Source organism: Pseudobutyrivibrio sp. UC1225, assembly GCF_900115215.1.
Lineage (GTDB): Bacteria > Bacillota > Clostridia > Lachnospirales > Lachnospiraceae > Pseudobutyrivibrio.
This window is the reverse complement of the sequence record NZ_FOVQ01000004.1, coordinates 178,190-194,576: the sequence shown is the minus strand read 5'-3', so window position 1 is coordinate 194,576 and position 16,387 is coordinate 178,190. Positions and strand designations below refer to the sequence as shown.

14 protein-coding genes are annotated in these 16,387 nt (G+C 40.3%); 13 read left to right on the top strand and 1 reads right to left on the bottom strand.

The features are described 5' to 3' along the window. Positions 1-43 precede the first annotated feature (43 nt). From BMZ41_RS07410 to BMZ41_RS07400, 3 genes are all read left to right on the top strand, one after another. Entirely contained in the window at positions 44-742 is a 699-nt protein-coding gene (locus tag BMZ41_RS07410) for a hypothetical protein (protein WP_090528271.1), read from the top strand. Between the two features lie 173 nt (positions 743-915). Next, the gene (locus BMZ41_RS07405) at positions 916-1,506 is read left to right on the top strand and encodes a helix-turn-helix domain-containing protein (protein ID WP_090528268.1); all 591 of its coding nucleotides are present in this window, start codon (positions 916-918) and stop codon (positions 1,504-1,506) included. Between the two features lie 20 nt (positions 1,507-1,526). Beyond that, positions 1,527-1,733 carry a hypothetical protein gene (locus tag BMZ41_RS07400; protein ID WP_090168177.1) on the top strand — a complete coding sequence of 69 codons (207 nt, stop codon included), beginning with the start codon at positions 1,527-1,529 and terminating at the stop codon, positions 1,731-1,733. Here the strand turns inward: BMZ41_RS07400 and BMZ41_RS07395 are convergent. Beyond that, complete coding sequence (locus BMZ41_RS07395) at positions 1,730-2,521, bottom strand: biotin--[acetyl-CoA-carboxylase] ligase (protein WP_090528265.1); 792 nt, start codon at positions 2,519-2,521, stop codon at positions 1,730-1,732. The genes BMZ41_RS07400 and BMZ41_RS07395 overlap by 4 nt on opposite strands. A 177-nt stretch (positions 2,522-2,698) precedes the next feature. On the opposite strand from BMZ41_RS07395, the gene leuB reads away from it, so the two are divergent. The 10 genes from leuB to recO all read left to right on the top strand — a co-directional run bounded on the left by leuB (position 2,699) and on the right by recO (position 16,362). Beyond that, on the top strand, positions 2,699-3,790 hold the full coding sequence (gene leuB, locus BMZ41_RS07390; RefSeq protein WP_090528262.1) for a 3-isopropylmalate dehydrogenase: 1,092 nt from the start codon (positions 2,699-2,701) through the stop codon (positions 3,788-3,790). An 18-nt stretch (positions 3,791-3,808) separates the two neighbouring features. After that, positions 3,809-5,479, top strand: coding sequence for a dihydroxy-acid dehydratase (ilvD, locus tag BMZ41_RS07385; RefSeq protein ID WP_090528259.1), 1,671 nt, complete (start codon positions 3,809-3,811; stop codon positions 5,477-5,479). Positions 5,480-5,481: 2 nt separating this feature from the next. Further along, positions 5,482-7,158, top strand: a complete 1,677-nt coding sequence (ilvB, locus tag BMZ41_RS07380; RefSeq protein WP_090528256.1) for a biosynthetic-type acetolactate synthase large subunit — start codon at positions 5,482-5,484, stop codon at positions 7,156-7,158. A gap of 65 nt (positions 7,159-7,223) precedes the next feature. Next, positions 7,224-8,306, top strand: coding sequence for a 3-phosphoserine/phosphohydroxythreonine transaminase (gene serC / locus BMZ41_RS07375; RefSeq protein WP_090528253.1), 1,083 nt, complete (start codon positions 7,224-7,226; stop codon positions 8,304-8,306). Continuing rightward, positions 8,306-9,469: a phosphoglycerate dehydrogenase gene (locus tag BMZ41_RS07370; protein ID WP_090528249.1), complete on the top strand. Its 1,164-nt coding sequence runs from the start codon at positions 8,306-8,308 to the stop codon at positions 9,467-9,469. The genes serC and BMZ41_RS07370 overlap by 1 nt, the downstream gene beginning before the upstream one ends. A gap of 2 nt (positions 9,470-9,471) precedes the next feature. Continuing rightward, entirely contained in the window at positions 9,472-10,707 is a 1,236-nt protein-coding gene (locus BMZ41_RS07365) for a DUF1015 domain-containing protein (protein ID WP_090528246.1), read from the top strand. Between the two features lie 170 nt (positions 10,708-10,877). Continuing rightward, positions 10,878-11,759: a mechanosensitive ion channel family protein gene (locus BMZ41_RS07360; RefSeq protein WP_090528243.1), complete on the top strand. Its 882-nt coding sequence runs from the start codon at positions 10,878-10,880 to the stop codon at positions 11,757-11,759. A gap of 49 nt (positions 11,760-11,808) precedes the next feature. Beyond that, positions 11,809-14,715 carry an insulinase family protein gene (locus BMZ41_RS07355; RefSeq protein ID WP_090528240.1) on the top strand — a complete coding sequence of 969 codons (2,907 nt, stop codon included), beginning with the start codon at positions 11,809-11,811 and terminating at the stop codon, positions 14,713-14,715. Between the two features lie 9 nt (positions 14,716-14,724). Continuing rightward, complete coding sequence (era, locus tag BMZ41_RS07350) at positions 14,725-15,633, top strand: GTPase Era (protein WP_090528237.1); 909 nt, start codon at positions 14,725-14,727, stop codon at positions 15,631-15,633. A gap of 3 nt (positions 15,634-15,636) precedes the next feature. After that, a complete protein-coding gene (recO, locus tag BMZ41_RS07345; protein ID WP_090168155.1) occupies positions 15,637-16,362 on the top strand; it encodes a DNA repair protein RecO in 726 nt (241 codons plus the stop codon). The last annotated feature ends 25 nt before the right edge of the window (positions 16,363-16,387 follow it).

Below are 16,387 nucleotides of genomic sequence, written 5' to 3'. Positions count from 1 at the left end.
TTAAAGTTTAGATGGAACCTGCCTGTTTCTATGGAGATTCAATATGGATGTAAAAGCTTCAAATCTAAATTTAACAAATCAAACTGTTATACCATCAAGAAAAGATGGTGTTTCAAATAATGGTGTGTCTGCACTTGGAGAAGAAAAAAGGCAAGAGGCATGTTCTGTTTCTTTTTCGAAAGAAGGCACTGAGAAGTCTAAAGCGATTAGTTTTAATAAGGATTCAGATGCATATAGGGAATATGTATCCAGAATGGATGAAATTCTTGGCAAGATAGCTAATGGCCAGACTGTTTCAAATAAAGACCAACAATGGTTTGACAGTGAAGTTGAGAACTATGTATCAGGTCATTATGAAGGATTGAGTGAATTCGAATTTGAAAGAGCAGATGTTTTAAGTAAGTATATTGAAGACAGGAAAGCAAACGAGCGAGAGTATAAACGTCTTACAGAGCAACTGGAGGCGGACAAGGCTTTACATGATGGTAGATTATTTAGCCATTTGAAGAAAGAACATGATCTTCAGGATGAGGAAGATTTGGTAAAAACTTTGACTGAAAGTCTTGAGGAAGAAAAGGAGAATTTTAATACGGACAAGGACAATCGAGAAAGGAAAGCCGACGAGGCATATTTTAAGGAAGGCTTTGTAGACAGATATGTAGAAAAGGAAGTGCAGAGGATGGAGGATTCTATTGGCAGGGATTTAAAGAAACAAGTCAAACTTAGTAGTGAGGAAATATAATGAGGTACTAGAAAGTGTTTTTCTTTACTTGCATTGCAAAATCATCTACAATTTAGTGAAAACGGGGATGTAAAAAAACTTTTACATCCCCATTTTTGGGCAATGTAAAAGACTTTTGATGGCGTAAACATCTTGTTTTGAATACTATTGAGTCAACAACAGGGAGGACACAAATGGAACTAGGAAAAAGAATTAAGGATTACAGAAGTTCACTTAATTGGAATCAGGATGAACTTGCAGAGAAGATGTTTGTATCACGACAGACAATTTCTAATTGGGAAAATGAAAAGAGTTATCCAGATATCCAAAGCTTACTTTTACTTAGTACTCTATTTGATGTCTCTATTGATCAATTAGTCAAAGGAGATGTAGAAAAGATGCAAAAGATTATTAATGAACAAGATGTAAATCAAATGAAGTTCTACGGAAAAGCAATGTTGATGTGCTTACTTATTTTGATTTTGACATTCGGTCCAGCGTATTTATTAATTGGGCTATGGTCATTGGTTCCAGAGGGGTTACTTATTATAGGAACATTGTATTTCTCTATAAAGCTTGGAACGCTTCAAAAAGAGAATGATGTAAGTACTTACAAAGAGATTGTGTCATTTATGAATGGTAAAACACTTGATGAGGCAACCAAACAGCAGGAAATTGGGAAGCGTCCATATCAGACTACAGTTGTAACGATAGCTTCTGCATTGATAGCAGGTGTAGCAAGTCTCGCAGTTGTATTTGTATGTAAAAACTTTTTAGGATTATAAGAGAGAAGGAGAATAATAAAATGAAAGAATTAATGACAAAAGAAAATGGATACAAAGTAATGGCATTTATTGGTTGGGTATTAGCAATGTTAATGAATCATATTACTCATAGAGAATACTTCATCGGTATAGCTCACGGAGCAGGTTTCTTCATGTTTTTCTATGGTATTTTTGCAGCTATATATTTGAATATGAAAGCTAAAAAGAAAGAAGCTTCCGAAGCTTAAATAACAACTATTTTATTAATTATCGCTGCTGCCAGCTGATTCTTTGTTATGGTATTTTTACCAGGAGCAAAAAGGCTGGTGGCAGTTTTTTTGATGTCTGCAGGAAAGGCAGAAATATCTGAATCAAAATTGATGCCGATTCCTACGACAATCCACTGAACATCGCCAGTTTCAAATTCTGTGCCAGCTTCTGTGAGGATGCCGCAGATTTTCTTATCGTCTATAAATAAATCATTGATTGGCTTGATTCTCGGACGTACACCTACTAAGGTTTCAATAGCATCACAAACAGCATTACCTGTCAAAGTTGTAATCGCATCTGGTTCTAAAGTAGAAAGATGTTCAGGCTTTAAGAGGATGCTCATATAAAGTCCGCCTTCAGGAGAATAGAAGGAGTGATCCTTTCTGCCACGGCCAGCGGTCTGTTCCTTGGCAAGGATAACTGTGCCATGTTCAGCTCCAGCAATGGCAGCTTCTTTTGCTAATCTGTTTGTAGATGTGGTGTTATCGTATATACGAATCATCTCAGGCTCAGCCTGATAAATTTCCTTAAACGAATCATCTAAATAGGAAATAATCCCAGCAGAAGACAAAATATCATTGTTATCAGCAAGCTTATAGCCCTTATTGCTAACAGCATCTATAGAATATCCAGCTTTTCTAAGCTCATTTATAGCTTTCCAGATGGCATTACGAGAAAGCCCAAGGCTAGTGGCAATTGCCTCACCTGAGGTGTAACTATCTTTATTATTTTCAAGAAATTCTAGTACTTTGTCTTTTGAACTCATATTATTTCCCTTATATTTAGCACTTTAGTGTGGTAAAGTTTACTAACACTTCTGATATATTTTAGAAGTATTTAGGCTAATTTGTCAAAGATGTAAAAATGGGGTTCTCGTTCTTGAATTTCACACTTTACTGTATTAAACTATTAAAAATGGTTTTTATAAGGGAAGGATATTATCATGACTTTCAATGTAGGCGTAATTAGAGGAGACGGAATTGGTCCAGAGATTGTCACTGAGGCGGTGAAGGTTCTCGATGCAATCGGAACGAAATATGGACATGAGTTTAAGTACACTGAAATTCTTATGGGCGGTTGCTCAATTGATGCATGTGGTGAGCCTCTCACTGATGATGCAATCAAGGCTGCCCTTGCAAGTGACGCGGTTCTTATGGGTTCTATCGGCGGAAACACTTCTACCAGCCCTTGGTACAAGCTACCAGCAGACAAGCGTCCAGAAGCAGGTCTGTTAAAGCTTCGCAAGAGTCTAAATCTTTTCGCAAATCTTCGTCCAGCATATTTATATGATGAATTAAAGGAAGCATGCCCACTTAGAGATGACATCATAGGTGATGGCTTCGACATGATGATTATGCGTGAGCTTACAGGTGGTCTTTATTTTGGAGAGCGTTCCACAAAAGAGGAGAACGGTCAGCTAGTTGCACGTGACAGCCTTACTTACAGCGAGTCGGAGATTCGCCGCATTGCAAAGCGTGGCTTTGACATTGCAATGAAGCGTCGCAAGAAGGTTACTTCAGTGGATAAGGCAAACGTTCTTGATTCTTCAAGACTCTGGCGCAAAATCGTGGAAGAGGTTGCAAAGGATTATCCTGAGGTTACCTACGAGCACATGCTTGTTGATAATTGTGCAATGCAGCTGGTTAAGGATCCTCGCCAGTTTGATGTAATCCTTACTGAGAACATGTTCGGAGATATTTTGAGCGATGAAGCTTCTATGGTTACCGGTTCCATCGGGATGCTTTCATCAGCTTCATTAAATGATACAAAGTTTGGTCTTTACGAGCCATCAGGCGGAAGTGCACCAGATATTGCTGGAAAGGGTATTGCAAATCCAATCGCTACAATCCTTTCAGCAGCTATGATGCTTCGCTATTCCTTTGATTTGGATGCAGAAGCAGATGCCATCGAAAAAGCCGTAAAGCAGGTACTGAAGGATGGCTACCGCACAATCGACATTATGCCTCGCGATGGAAGCAGCGTAACACAGGTCGGTACCGTAGAAATGGGAGATTTAATCGTAGAAAGATTATAAATTTGGAGGAGTTTAATAATGAGAAGTGATAATGCCAGAGCTGGTATGCAGCAGGCACCAGCAAGATCCTTATTCAATGCATTAGGATTTACTCAGGAAGAAATGAAAAAACCTATGGTTGGTATTGTATCTTCGTACAACGAGATAGTACCAGGCCATATGAATATTGATAAAATCGTGGATGCTGTAAAGCTTGGTGTAGCCGAGGCAGGCGGTGTTCCAGTAGTTTTCCCAGCAATCGCAGTTTGTGATGGTATTGCCATGGGACATATCGGAATGAAATATTCCCTAGTAACAAGAGATTTGATTGCTGATTCTACAGAGTGTATGGCACTTGCTCATCAGTTTGATGCACTTGTAATGGTGCCAAACTGTGACAAGAACGTACCAGGACTTCTTATGGCAGCAGCTCGTCTTGATCTTCCAACAGTATTCGTATCAGGCGGCCCTATGCTAGCAGGTCACGTAGGCGGTCAGAAGCGTTCACTTTCTTCTATGTTTGAGGCTGTTGGCGCACATGCAGCAGGCAACATGACAGAGGAAGAGGTAGAGAACTTCGTAGAGAATGTATGTCCTACATGCGGAAGCTGTTCAGGTATGTACACAGCAAATTCCATGAACTGCCTTACAGAGGCTCTTGGAATGGGACTTCGTGGAAACGGCACAATTCCAGCAGTTTACTCTGAGAGAATTCGTCTTGCGAAGCATGCTGGTATGGCTGTTATGGATATGTATAACAAGGGCATCACAGCTCGTCAGATTATGACAAAGGAAGCTGTTCTTAACGCTCTTACAGTAGATATGGCACTTGGTTGTTCTACAAACTCAATGCTTCATCTCCCAGCAATTGCTCACGAGATTGGCTTTGATTTTGATATTGAGTTTGCAAATCCTATTTCAGAAAAGACTCCAAACCTTTGTCACCTTGCGCCAGCAGGTCCTACTTACATGGAAGACCTTAATGAGGCAGGCGGTGTTTGGGCTGTTATGAAGGAGCTTGCTGACATCGGACTTCTCAACACAGAATGCATGACAGTTACAGGCAAGACTGTTGGTGAGAATATTAAAAATGCGGTAAATAGAAATCCAGAGGTTATCAGACCTGTGGACAACCCATATACAAAGACTGGTGGACTTGCAGTCCTCAAGGGCAACCTTGCACCAGACGGATCAGTTGTTAAGAGAAGTGCAGTTGTTCCAGAGATGCTTGTTCACGAAGGTCCAGCAAGAGTATTCGATAGCGAGGAAGATGCAATCGCAGCAATCAAGGGTGGAAAGATTGTAGAAGGTGATGTTGTAGTCATCCGCTACGAGGGACCTAAGGGCGGCCCTGGTATGAGAGAGATGCTTAATCCTACATCAGCAATTGCAGGTATGGGACTTGGCTCATCAGTTGCGCTTATTACAGATGGGCGTTTCTCAGGTGCAAGCCGTGGTGCTTCCATCGGACACGTTTCACCAGAGGCAGCTGTAGGCGGACCAATCGCACTTGTAGAGGAAGGCGATATCATCGCAATCGATATTCCAAACTATTCAATGACTTTAAAGGTTAGCGATGAAGAGCTTGCTGCACGTAAGGCTAAGTGGCAGCCTCGCGAGCCTCGTGTTACTACAGGATATTTAAGAAGATACGCTGCACAGGTTACTTCAGGAAATAGAGGTGCAATTTTACAGACACCGGAGGTTTAATAATGTTATTAAGTGGTTCAGAAATAATTATAGAATGTTTAAAAGAGCAGGGAGTTGACACAGTATTTGGTTATCCAGGCGGTGCAATCCTTAATCTTTACGATGAGCTTTATAAGCACAAGGATGAGATTCATCATGTGCTTACAAGCCATGAGCAGGGGGCTGCTCACGCAGCAGATGGTTATGCCAGAGCAACAGGTAAGGTTGGTGTGTGTTTCGCAACAAGTGGTCCTGGAGCAACAAACCTTGTAACAGGTATTGCAACAGCTCACATGGATTCAGTTCCAATTGTTGCCCTTACATGCAATGTTACATTACCTCTTCTTGGTAAGGATTCTTTCCAGGAGATTGATATTGCCGGTATTACCATGCCAATTACAAAGCATAATTTCATCGTTAAGGACATCAGTGATTTGGCTGAGACAATCCGCCGTGCATTCCTTATTGCAAAGAGTGGTCGTCCAGGACCTGTACTTATCGATGTTCCAAAGGATGTTACAGCTCCTACAAATAAATATGAATATATGCCAATGAAGCCAATTCCAGCAGGACGAGTTAAGAAAGACATCACAGAGAAGGCTTTAAATGAGGCAGTAAAACTTATTAAGAAATCTAAGAAACCAGTCATCTTCGTAGGTGGTGGTGCAGTTCTTGCGAACGCATCAAAGGATTTAAAGAAGTTTGTAGACTTAGTTGATGCACCAGTTTGCGACACACTTATGGGTAAAGGTGCTTTCAACGGTACAGATGAGAGATACCTTGGAATGCTTGGCATGCATGGAACAAAGGCATCGAATCTTAGCGTTTCTGATTGTGATTTGCTTATCGCTATTGGAACAAGATTCTCAGACAGAGTTCTTGGAAATCCTGAAAAATTTGCAGCAAAGGCTAAGATTCTTCAGTTTGATGTAGATCCAGCTGAGATTAATAAAAATATCATGACAGACCATGCAATCATCGGTGATGTTAAAGAGACTCTTTCAAGACTTAATAAAATTCTTGAACAGCAGAGTCATGAGTCATGGATGAAGAGCGCAAAGGCTCTTGTAGAAAAGTATCCTCTTACGGTTCCAAAGGAAGGCTTATCAGGTCCATACCTTGTGAGTGAGGTTTACCGTCAGACAAAGGGTGATGCAATCATTGCTACAGAGGTCGGTCAGCACCAGATGTGGGCAGCACAGTTCTACAAATATAAGAAACCACATCAGCTTCTTACATCAGGTGGACTTGGAACAATGGGATATGGCCTTGGTGCAGCAATCGGCGCTAAGACAGGAAATCCTGACAAGACAGTTATCAACATTGCAGGTGATGGTTGCTTCAGAATGAACATGAACGAATTGGCAACAGCAAGCAGAGAAAAGTTGCCTCTTATAGAAATTGTTGTAAACAATCATGTACTTGGAATGGTTAGACAGTGGCAGACTTTGTTCTACAACAAACATTATTCAGCAACTGTACTTGACGATGGGGTAGATTATGTCAAGCTTGCAGAGGCTATGGGATGCACAGGCGTACGCGTAACAACTCAGGAGGAATTCTCCCAGGCGTTATCGGAGGCACTTCGATCCGATAAGCCAGTGCTTATTGACTGTATCATCGACAGCGATGACAAAGTATGGCCAATGGTAGCACCGGGAGCACCTATTAATGAGTTCTTTAAAGAAAGTGATGTTTAAAATCGAACGGAGTGAAGATTTTGAACATCAGGAGGCCGAAGGCCGACGAAAGGAGATTTATTGTAATGAGCAGAGTTTTCAATTTTAGTGCAGGACCAGCAGTATTGCCTGAGGAGGTTCTTAAGGAAGCAGCAGATGAGATGCTTGATTATAAGGGCTGTGGCATGTCAGTTATGGAGATGAGCCATCGTTCCAAGGTTTTTGATGAGATTATCAAAGATGCAGAAGCTGACATCAGAAAGCTTATGAACATTCCTGACAATTACAAAGTTCTTTTCCTTCAGGGTGGAGCCAGCCAACAGTTTGCAGCTATTCCTATGAACCTTATGAAGAATAAGAAGGCTGGTTATATTATCACAGGTCAGTGGGCTAAGAAGGCATTTCAGGAAGCAAAGATGTACGGCGAGGCTGTAGAGCTTGCATCCTCAGCAGATGAGACCTTCAGCTATATTCCAGATTGTTCGGACCTTCCTATTACAGATGATATGGACTATGTATATATCTGTGAGAACAATACAATCTACGGCACAAAGTTCAAAACTCTTCCAAATACAAAGGGTAAGGACTTGGTAGCAGACGTTAGCTCATGCTTCCTTTCTGAGCCAGTTGATGTAACAAAGTACGGCATCATCTATGGTGGTGTTCAGAAGAATGTAGGACCAGCAGGTATGGTTATCGTTATCATCCGTGAGGATCTTATCCGTGATGATGTTCTTCCAGGCACACCTACAATGCTTAAGTATAAGACACAGGCAGACAACGACAGCCTTTACAACACACCTCCATGCTATGATATCTACATCTGCGGCAAGGTGTTCAAGTGGCTTCTTAAGAATGGCGGACTTACAGCGATGAAGGAGCTTAACGAGAAGAAGGCTAAGATTTTATATGACTACCTTGATTCTTCAAAGCTTTTCAAGGGTACTGTTAGAAAGGAAGACCGTTCACTTATGAATGTTCCTTTTGTTACAGGTAACGAAGAGCTTGATGCTAAGTTTGTAAAGGAGGCTACAGCAGCAGGATTTGTAAACCTTAAGGGACACAGAACTGTTGGCGGTATGAGAGCTTCTATCTACAACGCAATGCCAATCGAAGGTGTTGAGAAGCTTGTTGAGTTTATGAAGAAGTTTGAGGAGGAGAATGCCTAATGTTTACTTTTAATTGCTTAAATCCAATTTCTGACAAGGGCTTAGAGCTCTTCTCTACAGACTATAAGAAGGTTGAGAACATCAGCGACGCAGATGCAGTCTTAGTACGTTCAGCTGCTATGCATGACATCGAGCTTGGTGACAAGCTTGCATGTGTTGCTCGTGCTGGTGCAGGTGTAAATAATATTCCACTTGATAAGTGCGCTGAGGAAGGTATTGTTGTTTTCAATACACCTGGTGCAAATGCAAATGGTGTTAAGGAGCTTGTTTTTGCTGGAATGCTTCTTGCAAGCCGTGATATTGTTGGCGGTATCAACTGGGTACTTGATAACAAGGATGATGAGAACATTGGCAAGACTGCAGAGAAGGCTAAGAAGGCTTTCGCTGGTACAGAGATTGCTGGAAAGAAGCTGGGTGTTATCGGACTTGGTGCAATTGGTGTAAAGGTAGCTAACGATGCTAACCGTCTTGGTATGGAAGTTCTTGGTTATGACCCATACATTTCTGTAAATGCAGCTTGGAATCTTTCTAGAAATGTAAAGCACGTTACTAACGTTGAGGACATCTATAGAGAGTGCGATTTCATTACAGTTCATGTACCACTTCTTGATGCAACAAAGGGCATGATTAATAAAGAGGCTGTTCAGATGATGAAGAAGGGTGTTGTTATTCTTAACTTTGCCCGTGATCTTCTTGTTGATGAGAAAGCTGTACTTGACGGCATCGAGGCAGGAAAGGTTCGCCATTACGTAACAGACTTTGCAAATCCAACTGTTGCTGGTAAGAAGGGTGTTATCTGTACACCTCACCTTGGCGCTTCTACAGAGGAGGCTGAGGATAATTGTGCCGTTATGGCAGTTAAGGAAGTAATGGATTACATGGAGAATGGAAACATTACTCATTCAGTAAATTATCCAGAATGCGATATGGGAATCTGCTCTGCAGAGTCTCGTGTGGCTATTCTTCACAAGAATAAAGCCGGTCTTATTGCTTCGTTTACTACAATTCTTAGTAACGACAATGTTAACGTTGAAGATATGACAAATAAGAGCCGTGGCGACTATGCGTATACACTCCTTGATTTAGGCTCAAAGCTTAGCGATTCAGTTGTATCAGAAATCGAGAAGGTAGAAGGAGTAATAAAAGTAAGGGTGGTTAAATAAAAATGGCGACGATATTACCATTTAAGGCTATACGTCCAACTAAGGAAGAGGCTGCTGTTATAGCAGCCCTTCCTTATGATGTTTATAGCAGAAAAGAAGCTTACGAGAAGGTAAAGGAACAGCCAAATTCATTTCTTTCAATCGACAGACCAGAAACACAGTTTGCCGAGGATGTAGCTATGTATTCTGATGCTGTTTATAACAAGGCGGCAGATATGCTAAATCAGTGGATTAGTGATGGCCGCTTTATGCAGGATGCTGATGATTTTTATTATGTTTATGAGCTCACCATGGATGGTCGCTCGCAGACTGGAATTGTCGCATGCTCATCTATTGATGATTATCAGAATTCTGTAATTAAAAAACATGAAAATACAAGAGCGGAAAAAGAGCAGGACAGAATCAGACACGTGGATACCTGTAGCGCTCAGACAGGACCAATATTTTTGGCATACAAGGCGGATTCTACCATCAGTGGAGTAGTTTCAAAGATAAAGAGCCGCCAGCCAGTATATGATTTTACAGCGGAAGATGGGATCAGACATCGATGCTGGGTTATTGATAGGATGATGGATAAGGCTTTGATTGCCACAGCTTTTGATAAGATGGACAGCATCTACATTGCTGATGGTCATCATCGTGCAGCCAGTGCTGTGAAAGTAGGATTAAAGCGCAGAGCTGAGAATCCTAATTACACAGGAAAAGAAGATTTTAATTTCTTTTTGTCAGTGCTCTTCCCAGATGAAGAACTTAAGATTTACGATTATAACAGAGTTTTAAAGGATTTAAATGGACTTGCACCAGAGGAGCTTTTAGAGGAGCTTGATTCAATCGTAGAAATTTTAGAAACTTCGGATTGTCCAATCAGACCAAGAAAAAAAGGTCAGTGGAGCATGCTTTTAGAGGGAACCTGGTATTTATGCAAGGTTAAGTCTGAGCTTATGGTGGATGACCCGGTAGAAGGACTTGATGTATCTCTTCTTCAAAATCTTGTTTTAGAGCCACTTTTAGGCATCACAGATCCTAAAACAGACGACAGAATTGATTTTGTCGGTGGTATAAGAGGCTTGGAGGAATTGGAACGTCGCTGTAATAGTGATTGCAAAGTGGCTTTTGCTATGTATCCAACCAGTATTCAGGAACTGTTTGATGTGGCTGATGCAGGACTATTAATGCCACCTAAGAGTACCTGGTTTGAGCCAAAACTGCGTAGTGGATTATTCATCCATAAAATATAGAGTGAAATAATTTTATAAAACACCTTGTAACTATCAAGCTCTTAGTGTTACTCAAGCGAAGCTTTCTTCAGCTGAGCGGAGTAATATCTAAGGCTTGAGAGTGTAACAAGGTGTTTTTTTGATGGCATTGTGCTATAATATTACGGATTGTAAGTAGGGAGGAATAATAAATGTTATTATTGGAAGCTACCCCTGTAACAGCTGAGGAATTAGTGGAAGATATTCAAAAAGGTGTTCTTCAGCAGCAGATAGAAAATTTAATTCCTAAATTTTGGAGTTTCTTTTGGTGCGCAGTATTAGCGCTTATTGTTTTTATAATAGGTACACAAATCATCAAAGGAATCATAAAGCTTTTTCATAAGGCTATGAATCTTCGTGATGTTGATCCAGGAGTTGAGACATTTCTAGAATCAGTTCTTAAATGGATTTTCTACATTATCTTAATTACTATCATATTAGGATTATTTGGAGTTACCACTACATCAATATCTGCAGCGGTAGCAGGTCTCGGTGTCACCATCGGTCTTGCCTTGCAGGGGGCGCTCTCTAATTTTGCAGGCGGCGTGCTTATTCTTTTGATGCACCCATTTAGAGTTGGAGATTATATTATTGAGCATGCAACAGGTCAGGAAGGCAAAGTAGAGAAGATTAATATCATCTACACTACTCTTAAAATGATAGATGGCCGTATGGTTCAGATTCCAAATGGTACACTTTCATCGGCTTCTCTGACAAACTGCACTTCTATGACAAGAAGAATGTTTAATGAGACAGTTGGAATCAGCTATGACAGTGATATTAAAAAGGCAAAAGAGATTATGATGGAGATTGCTGAAAAGCAGGACCACATCATTACATCAGAGCCAATTCAGACTTTCGTTTCTGAACTTGGTGATAGCGCAGTTCAGATAGGACTTCGTTTTTGGGTGGAGACAGAATACTTCTGGCCTACAAAATGGGCAGTATTAGAGGAAGTTAAAAATAGATTTGATAAAGCTGGTATCGAGATTTGCTTTAATCAGCTTGATGTACATATAAAGAAAGATTTATAGGAAAATTTTGAGTAACATTAGAAGGGACTAGAAGGGGTAATACTAATTAATGAACAAAGCATATGAATTATTAAAGGAAGAAAAGCTTGAGGGGCTGGATTCCCTCGGATTTATTTTTGAACACAAGAAGACAAAGGCTAGAATTTGTTTTATTTCAAATGACGATGATAACAAGGTTTTTTATGTAGGATTTAGAACACCACCTAAGGATTCTACTGGTGTAGCACATATTGTTGAGCACACAGTTCTCTGTGGTTCAGACAAATATCCTGTTAAGGACCCATTTGTTGAGTTGGTAAAAGGAAGCCTTAATACTTTCCTTAATGCCATTACATATCCAGACAAAACTGTATATCCAATTGCCAGCACCAATGACAACGATTATATGAACCTCATTGATGTATATATGGATGCAGTTTTCCATCCAAATATCTACAAGTATCGTGAGATATTTGAGCAGGAGGGCTGGCACTATGAGATGGAAGATGAGAACAGCGATTTAACAATTAATGGTGTCGTTTACAACGAAATGAAGGGTGCATACTCTTCGCCAGATGATGTTCTCAATCGGCAGATTTTGAATTCGCTTTTCCCAGATACTACTTATGCTATTGAGTCAGGCGGAGATCCAAAGGAAATACCTAATCTTACCTACGAGGATTTCCTTGCCTTCCACAGCAAGTATTATCATCCAAGCAATTCATATATATATGTCTATGGTAATGTTGATATAGATGACCTTTTAGAGTATTTAGATACAAAATATCTCCGCTACTATGATTATCTCGAGGTAGATTCTGAGATTCAGATGCAGAAGCCTTTTGATAAGCCGGTGGAGAAGACTATTGATTATTCTATTGCCGAGGATCAGGAAATCGAGAACAACGCTTATCTTTCTTACAACGTATGTATCGGCGATGTTTTAGATCCTAATATGTACCGCGCTTTTGATATATTAAATTACGCTTTAGTTTCTGCACCAGGCGCTCCACTTTACCAGGCACTTATTGATGCTAATATCGCTGAGGATGTAGAGTGTTCTTTTGAGTCCTCACAGCGTCAGATGTTCTTTAGCATCGTAGCTCGTGGAGCCAACGAAGAGGATAAGGATAAGTTCGTTAATATTATTGAGAGCACTCTTGAGAAGGAAATCAAAAAGGGTATTGATAAGAAAACTCTTTTTGCTTCCATTAACGGAGAACAGTTTAGAGCAAGAGAGTTGGACTTCGGTAGTGCACCAAAGGGACTTATTATTGGTCTTCAGCTTTTAGACAGCTGGCTGTACGATAAGAACCAGCCATTCTTACATCTTCATTCTGTTGAGGTATTGGAGAAAATTAAATCTAGAGTTGAGAACGGACTATTTGATTATATTGCTGATGTTTATCTTCTTTCTAACAACCATAAATCAATTGTTACACTTCGTCCAAAGCAGGGACTTACAGGTGCCGATGATGAAGAGCTGAAGAAGCATTTAGCATATGTAAAATCAAAGCTTTCTAAGGATGAGATTAAGAAAATCGTAGAGCATACAGCTTACTTAAAGGAATATCAGGAGACTCCTTCTTCAAAGAAGGACTTAGAGAAGATTCCAATGCTTTCACGCTTAGATCTTAGAAGAAATGCTCGTCCTATAGATTTGGCAGTTTATGATGAGGATGGCACTACCTTGCTTCATCATAAGGTTAGCACTAATGGAATACATTACTTTAACATGGTGTTCGATATCAGTGATATTAGTGCTGAGTGGATTCCATATGTGTCTATGCTGGAACGCTTCATCGGTTTGATGGACACAAAGAATTACACATACACTGATTTCACTAATGAGATGTATCTCCATACTGGTGGTATCACTACAAACACCGGTATTTATGAGGTGAATAATACAAAGGATGAATGTAGAATGACCTTCGAGGTTCGTTCTAAGTTTATCTACGATGAGGCAGATGCTGCTAAAGATTTGGCAATGGAGATGCTTCTTCACACAGATTTCTCTGATGAGAAGCGTTTGAAAGAGCTTATTATAGCTGAGAAATCTCACATGGAATCAAATATCAGTGGCAGAGGTAATTTGATTGCTGCAACAAGAGCCAGATGTGGTTTCTCAAAGAAGGCAGCTATCTCAGAAGCTGGCAGTGGAATTTCCTTCTATCGCTTCTTAGTGGACTTAGAAGAGAATTTTGACAGCAGAAAAGATGAAGTTATATCTAAATTAAATTTATTAAGTAAATATATCTTCTCTAAATCAAGATTGATTGTATCCTCTACCGGAAAGAGCGAGGTACTCAGTCAGGCAAAGAGATTAGTGGGAGAGATTAAACCACTTCTTTCAGAGGAGAAATATGATTTCGGTGGCTTTAAGTTTGAGGAGCATGAGGTAAAAGAGGCGCTTAAAGATGCTTCGCAGATTCAGTACGTAGCCATGGCTGGCGATTTCAGAAAGGCTGGCTTTGAATATAATGGCGCCTTTAAGATTTTAGGTACCATTCTTGGTTACGATTATTTCTGGATTAAGGTCAGAGTTCAGGGGGGTGCGTATGGATGTAACATGATGCTTAGTCGTCAGGGTGACTTGGCCTTTGTTTCATACCGCGATCCAAATCTTACAGAGACCTTAAAGGTATTTGAGGAGACAGGAGATTACCTGAGAGCCTTCGAAGCTGATGACAGAGACATGACGAAATACATTATTGGAACTATCAGCGGAATGGATACACCTCTTACACCTTCCCAGAGAGGACTTAGGGGCTTGAGCTGTTACATGTCAGAGCTAAAGCTTGAGGATCTTCAGAAAATTCGTGATGAAGTCCTTGATGCTACAGTAGAAGATATCAGAGCACTGGCAGCACCAATTGATGCAGCCGTAGCTCAGCACCATATCTGCGTAGTCGGTAATGAAAATGTGATAAATCAAAATAGTGAATTGTTTAGTTCAATAGAAAGTTTATATTAGAGGAAAAGTATGAGTAATTTTAAATCGGGATTTGTAACAATTGTAGGTCGTCCAAATGTTGGAAAGAGCACACTTATGAACCACATTATTGGTCAGAAGATTGCTATCACCAGCAACAAGCCACAGACCACTAGAAACCGCATTCAGACTGTTTATACAGATGAAGAGGTTGGTCAGATTGTATTTCTTGACACACCAGGTATGCACCAGGCAAAGAATAAGCTTGGAGAGTACATGATGTCTGCTGCCAAGAGCACAATCAACGATGTGGATCTTATTCTTTGGCTTATTGAGCCAGATACAAAGGTAGGAGCTGGAGATAAGAAAATCGCAGAGCTTCTTTCCACAGTAGATGCGCCAGTTATCTTAGTTATCAACAAAATCGACATGGCTGACGGTGCAAAAGTTGGAGAGACAATTCAGGCCTTTAAGGATTTGTGCGATTTCATCGAGGTTGTTCCAGTTTCTGCTCTTCACGGTGAGGGCTGTGACGATCTTCTTTCTACTATATTTAAGCATCTTCCAGAAGGACCTGCTTTCTATGACGAGGAGACAGTTACAAACCAGACTCTCAGAGAAATCACCGCAGAGATTATCAGAGAGAAATCACTTCATGCCCTTAATGACGAGGTTCCTCATGGTATAGCAATTGCTATTGATACTATGAAAGAACGTACAGGTAAGAAGGCAATGTGGGATATTGAAGCTACTATCATTTGCGAGAAGACTTCTCACAAGGGCATTATCATAGGAAAGGGTGGTGCCATGATTAAGAAGATTGGTACTAATTCCCGCTACGAAATTGAGAAGCTTTTAGATGCTAAGGTTAATCTTAAGCTCTTTGTTAAGGTTAAGAAGGATTGGCGAGACAGCGATTACGAGCTGAAGAATTTTGGATACAAAAAAGAGGACTTATAATCAATGGGACTGGTTACCCTTACTGGAATAGTGCTTTCCAGCTCTGATGTGGGAGAATTTGATAAGAGACTTGTGATTCTTACCAAAGAATCAGGCAGGGTGACAGCTTTTGCCAAGGGAGCGAGAAGGCCAAATAACCCAATGGTTGCCGCCTGTTCTCCATTTTGCTTCGGTACTTTCGAGGCCTTTGAAGGGCGGAACTCCTACCATATTTCAAAAACTAATATCACAAATTATTTCAGAGATTTGGTACTGGATTATGAAAAGGTTTGCCTTGGTTCTTATTTCTTGGAGGTAGCGGATTATCTTTCCGTTGAAGGAGTAGATGAGAGACAGCGACTTGCACTTTTATATCAGAGTCTAAAGGCGTTGGAATCGGGAAAGTTTTCCCTTAGATTATTGAAAAACATCTATGATTTAAAGACATGGGTAATAGATGGTGAATATCCAAATGTTTTCCAGTGTTGTAGTTGTGGAAAAAAGGAAAATCTTACCACGTTTTCCATTAAACGACATGGAATGCTTTGTCGTGAGTGTGGCAATTTGGAGGCAGGTACGGATATTTCAGCGTCAACCCTCTATACTATGCAATTCATTGTTTCATCTAAGATAGAAAAGTTGTATACTTTTGTACTGAATAATGAAACGGAAGAAGAATTTACTAGAATTTTGTCCGCTTATAGATTAAACTATAGAGCGCACAAATACAAAAGCGAGGAATTTTTATGACACAAAGGAGACCTGCTGGAGGAAA

What these genes read in the sequence shown, in the direction of transcription:
- BMZ41_RS07410 (WP_090528271.1), top strand. Translation starts at nt 44, where the DNA reads ATGGATGTAAAAGCTTCAAATCTAAATTTAACAAATCAAACTGTTATA.
- BMZ41_RS07405 (WP_090528268.1), top strand. Translation starts at nt 916, where the DNA reads ATGGAACTAGGAAAAAGAATTAAGGATTACAGAAGTTCACTTAATTGG.
- BMZ41_RS07400 (WP_090168177.1), top strand. Translation starts at nt 1,527, where the DNA reads ATGAAAGAATTAATGACAAAAGAAAATGGATACAAAGTAATGGCATTT.
- BMZ41_RS07395 (WP_090528265.1), bottom strand. Translation starts at nt 2,521, where the DNA reads ATGAGTTCAAAAGACAAAGTACTAGAATTTCTTGAAAATAATAAAGAT.
- leuB (WP_090528262.1), top strand. Translation starts at nt 2,699, where the DNA reads ATGACTTTCAATGTAGGCGTAATTAGAGGAGACGGAATTGGTCCAGAG.
- ilvD (WP_090528259.1), top strand. Translation starts at nt 3,809, where the DNA reads ATGAGAAGTGATAATGCCAGAGCTGGTATGCAGCAGGCACCAGCAAGA.
- ilvB (WP_090528256.1), top strand. Translation starts at nt 5,482, where the DNA reads ATGTTATTAAGTGGTTCAGAAATAATTATAGAATGTTTAAAAGAGCAG.
- serC (WP_090528253.1), top strand. Translation starts at nt 7,224, where the DNA reads ATGAGCAGAGTTTTCAATTTTAGTGCAGGACCAGCAGTATTGCCTGAG.
- BMZ41_RS07370 (WP_090528249.1), top strand. Translation starts at nt 8,306, where the DNA reads ATGTTTACTTTTAATTGCTTAAATCCAATTTCTGACAAGGGCTTAGAG.
- BMZ41_RS07365 (WP_090528246.1), top strand. Translation starts at nt 9,472, where the DNA reads ATGGCGACGATATTACCATTTAAGGCTATACGTCCAACTAAGGAAGAG.
- BMZ41_RS07360 (WP_090528243.1), top strand. Translation starts at nt 10,878, where the DNA reads ATGTTATTATTGGAAGCTACCCCTGTAACAGCTGAGGAATTAGTGGAA.
- BMZ41_RS07355 (WP_090528240.1), top strand. Translation starts at nt 11,809, where the DNA reads ATGAACAAAGCATATGAATTATTAAAGGAAGAAAAGCTTGAGGGGCTG.
- era (WP_090528237.1), top strand. Translation starts at nt 14,725, where the DNA reads ATGAGTAATTTTAAATCGGGATTTGTAACAATTGTAGGTCGTCCAAAT.
- recO (WP_090168155.1), top strand. Translation starts at nt 15,637, where the DNA reads ATGGGACTGGTTACCCTTACTGGAATAGTGCTTTCCAGCTCTGATGTG.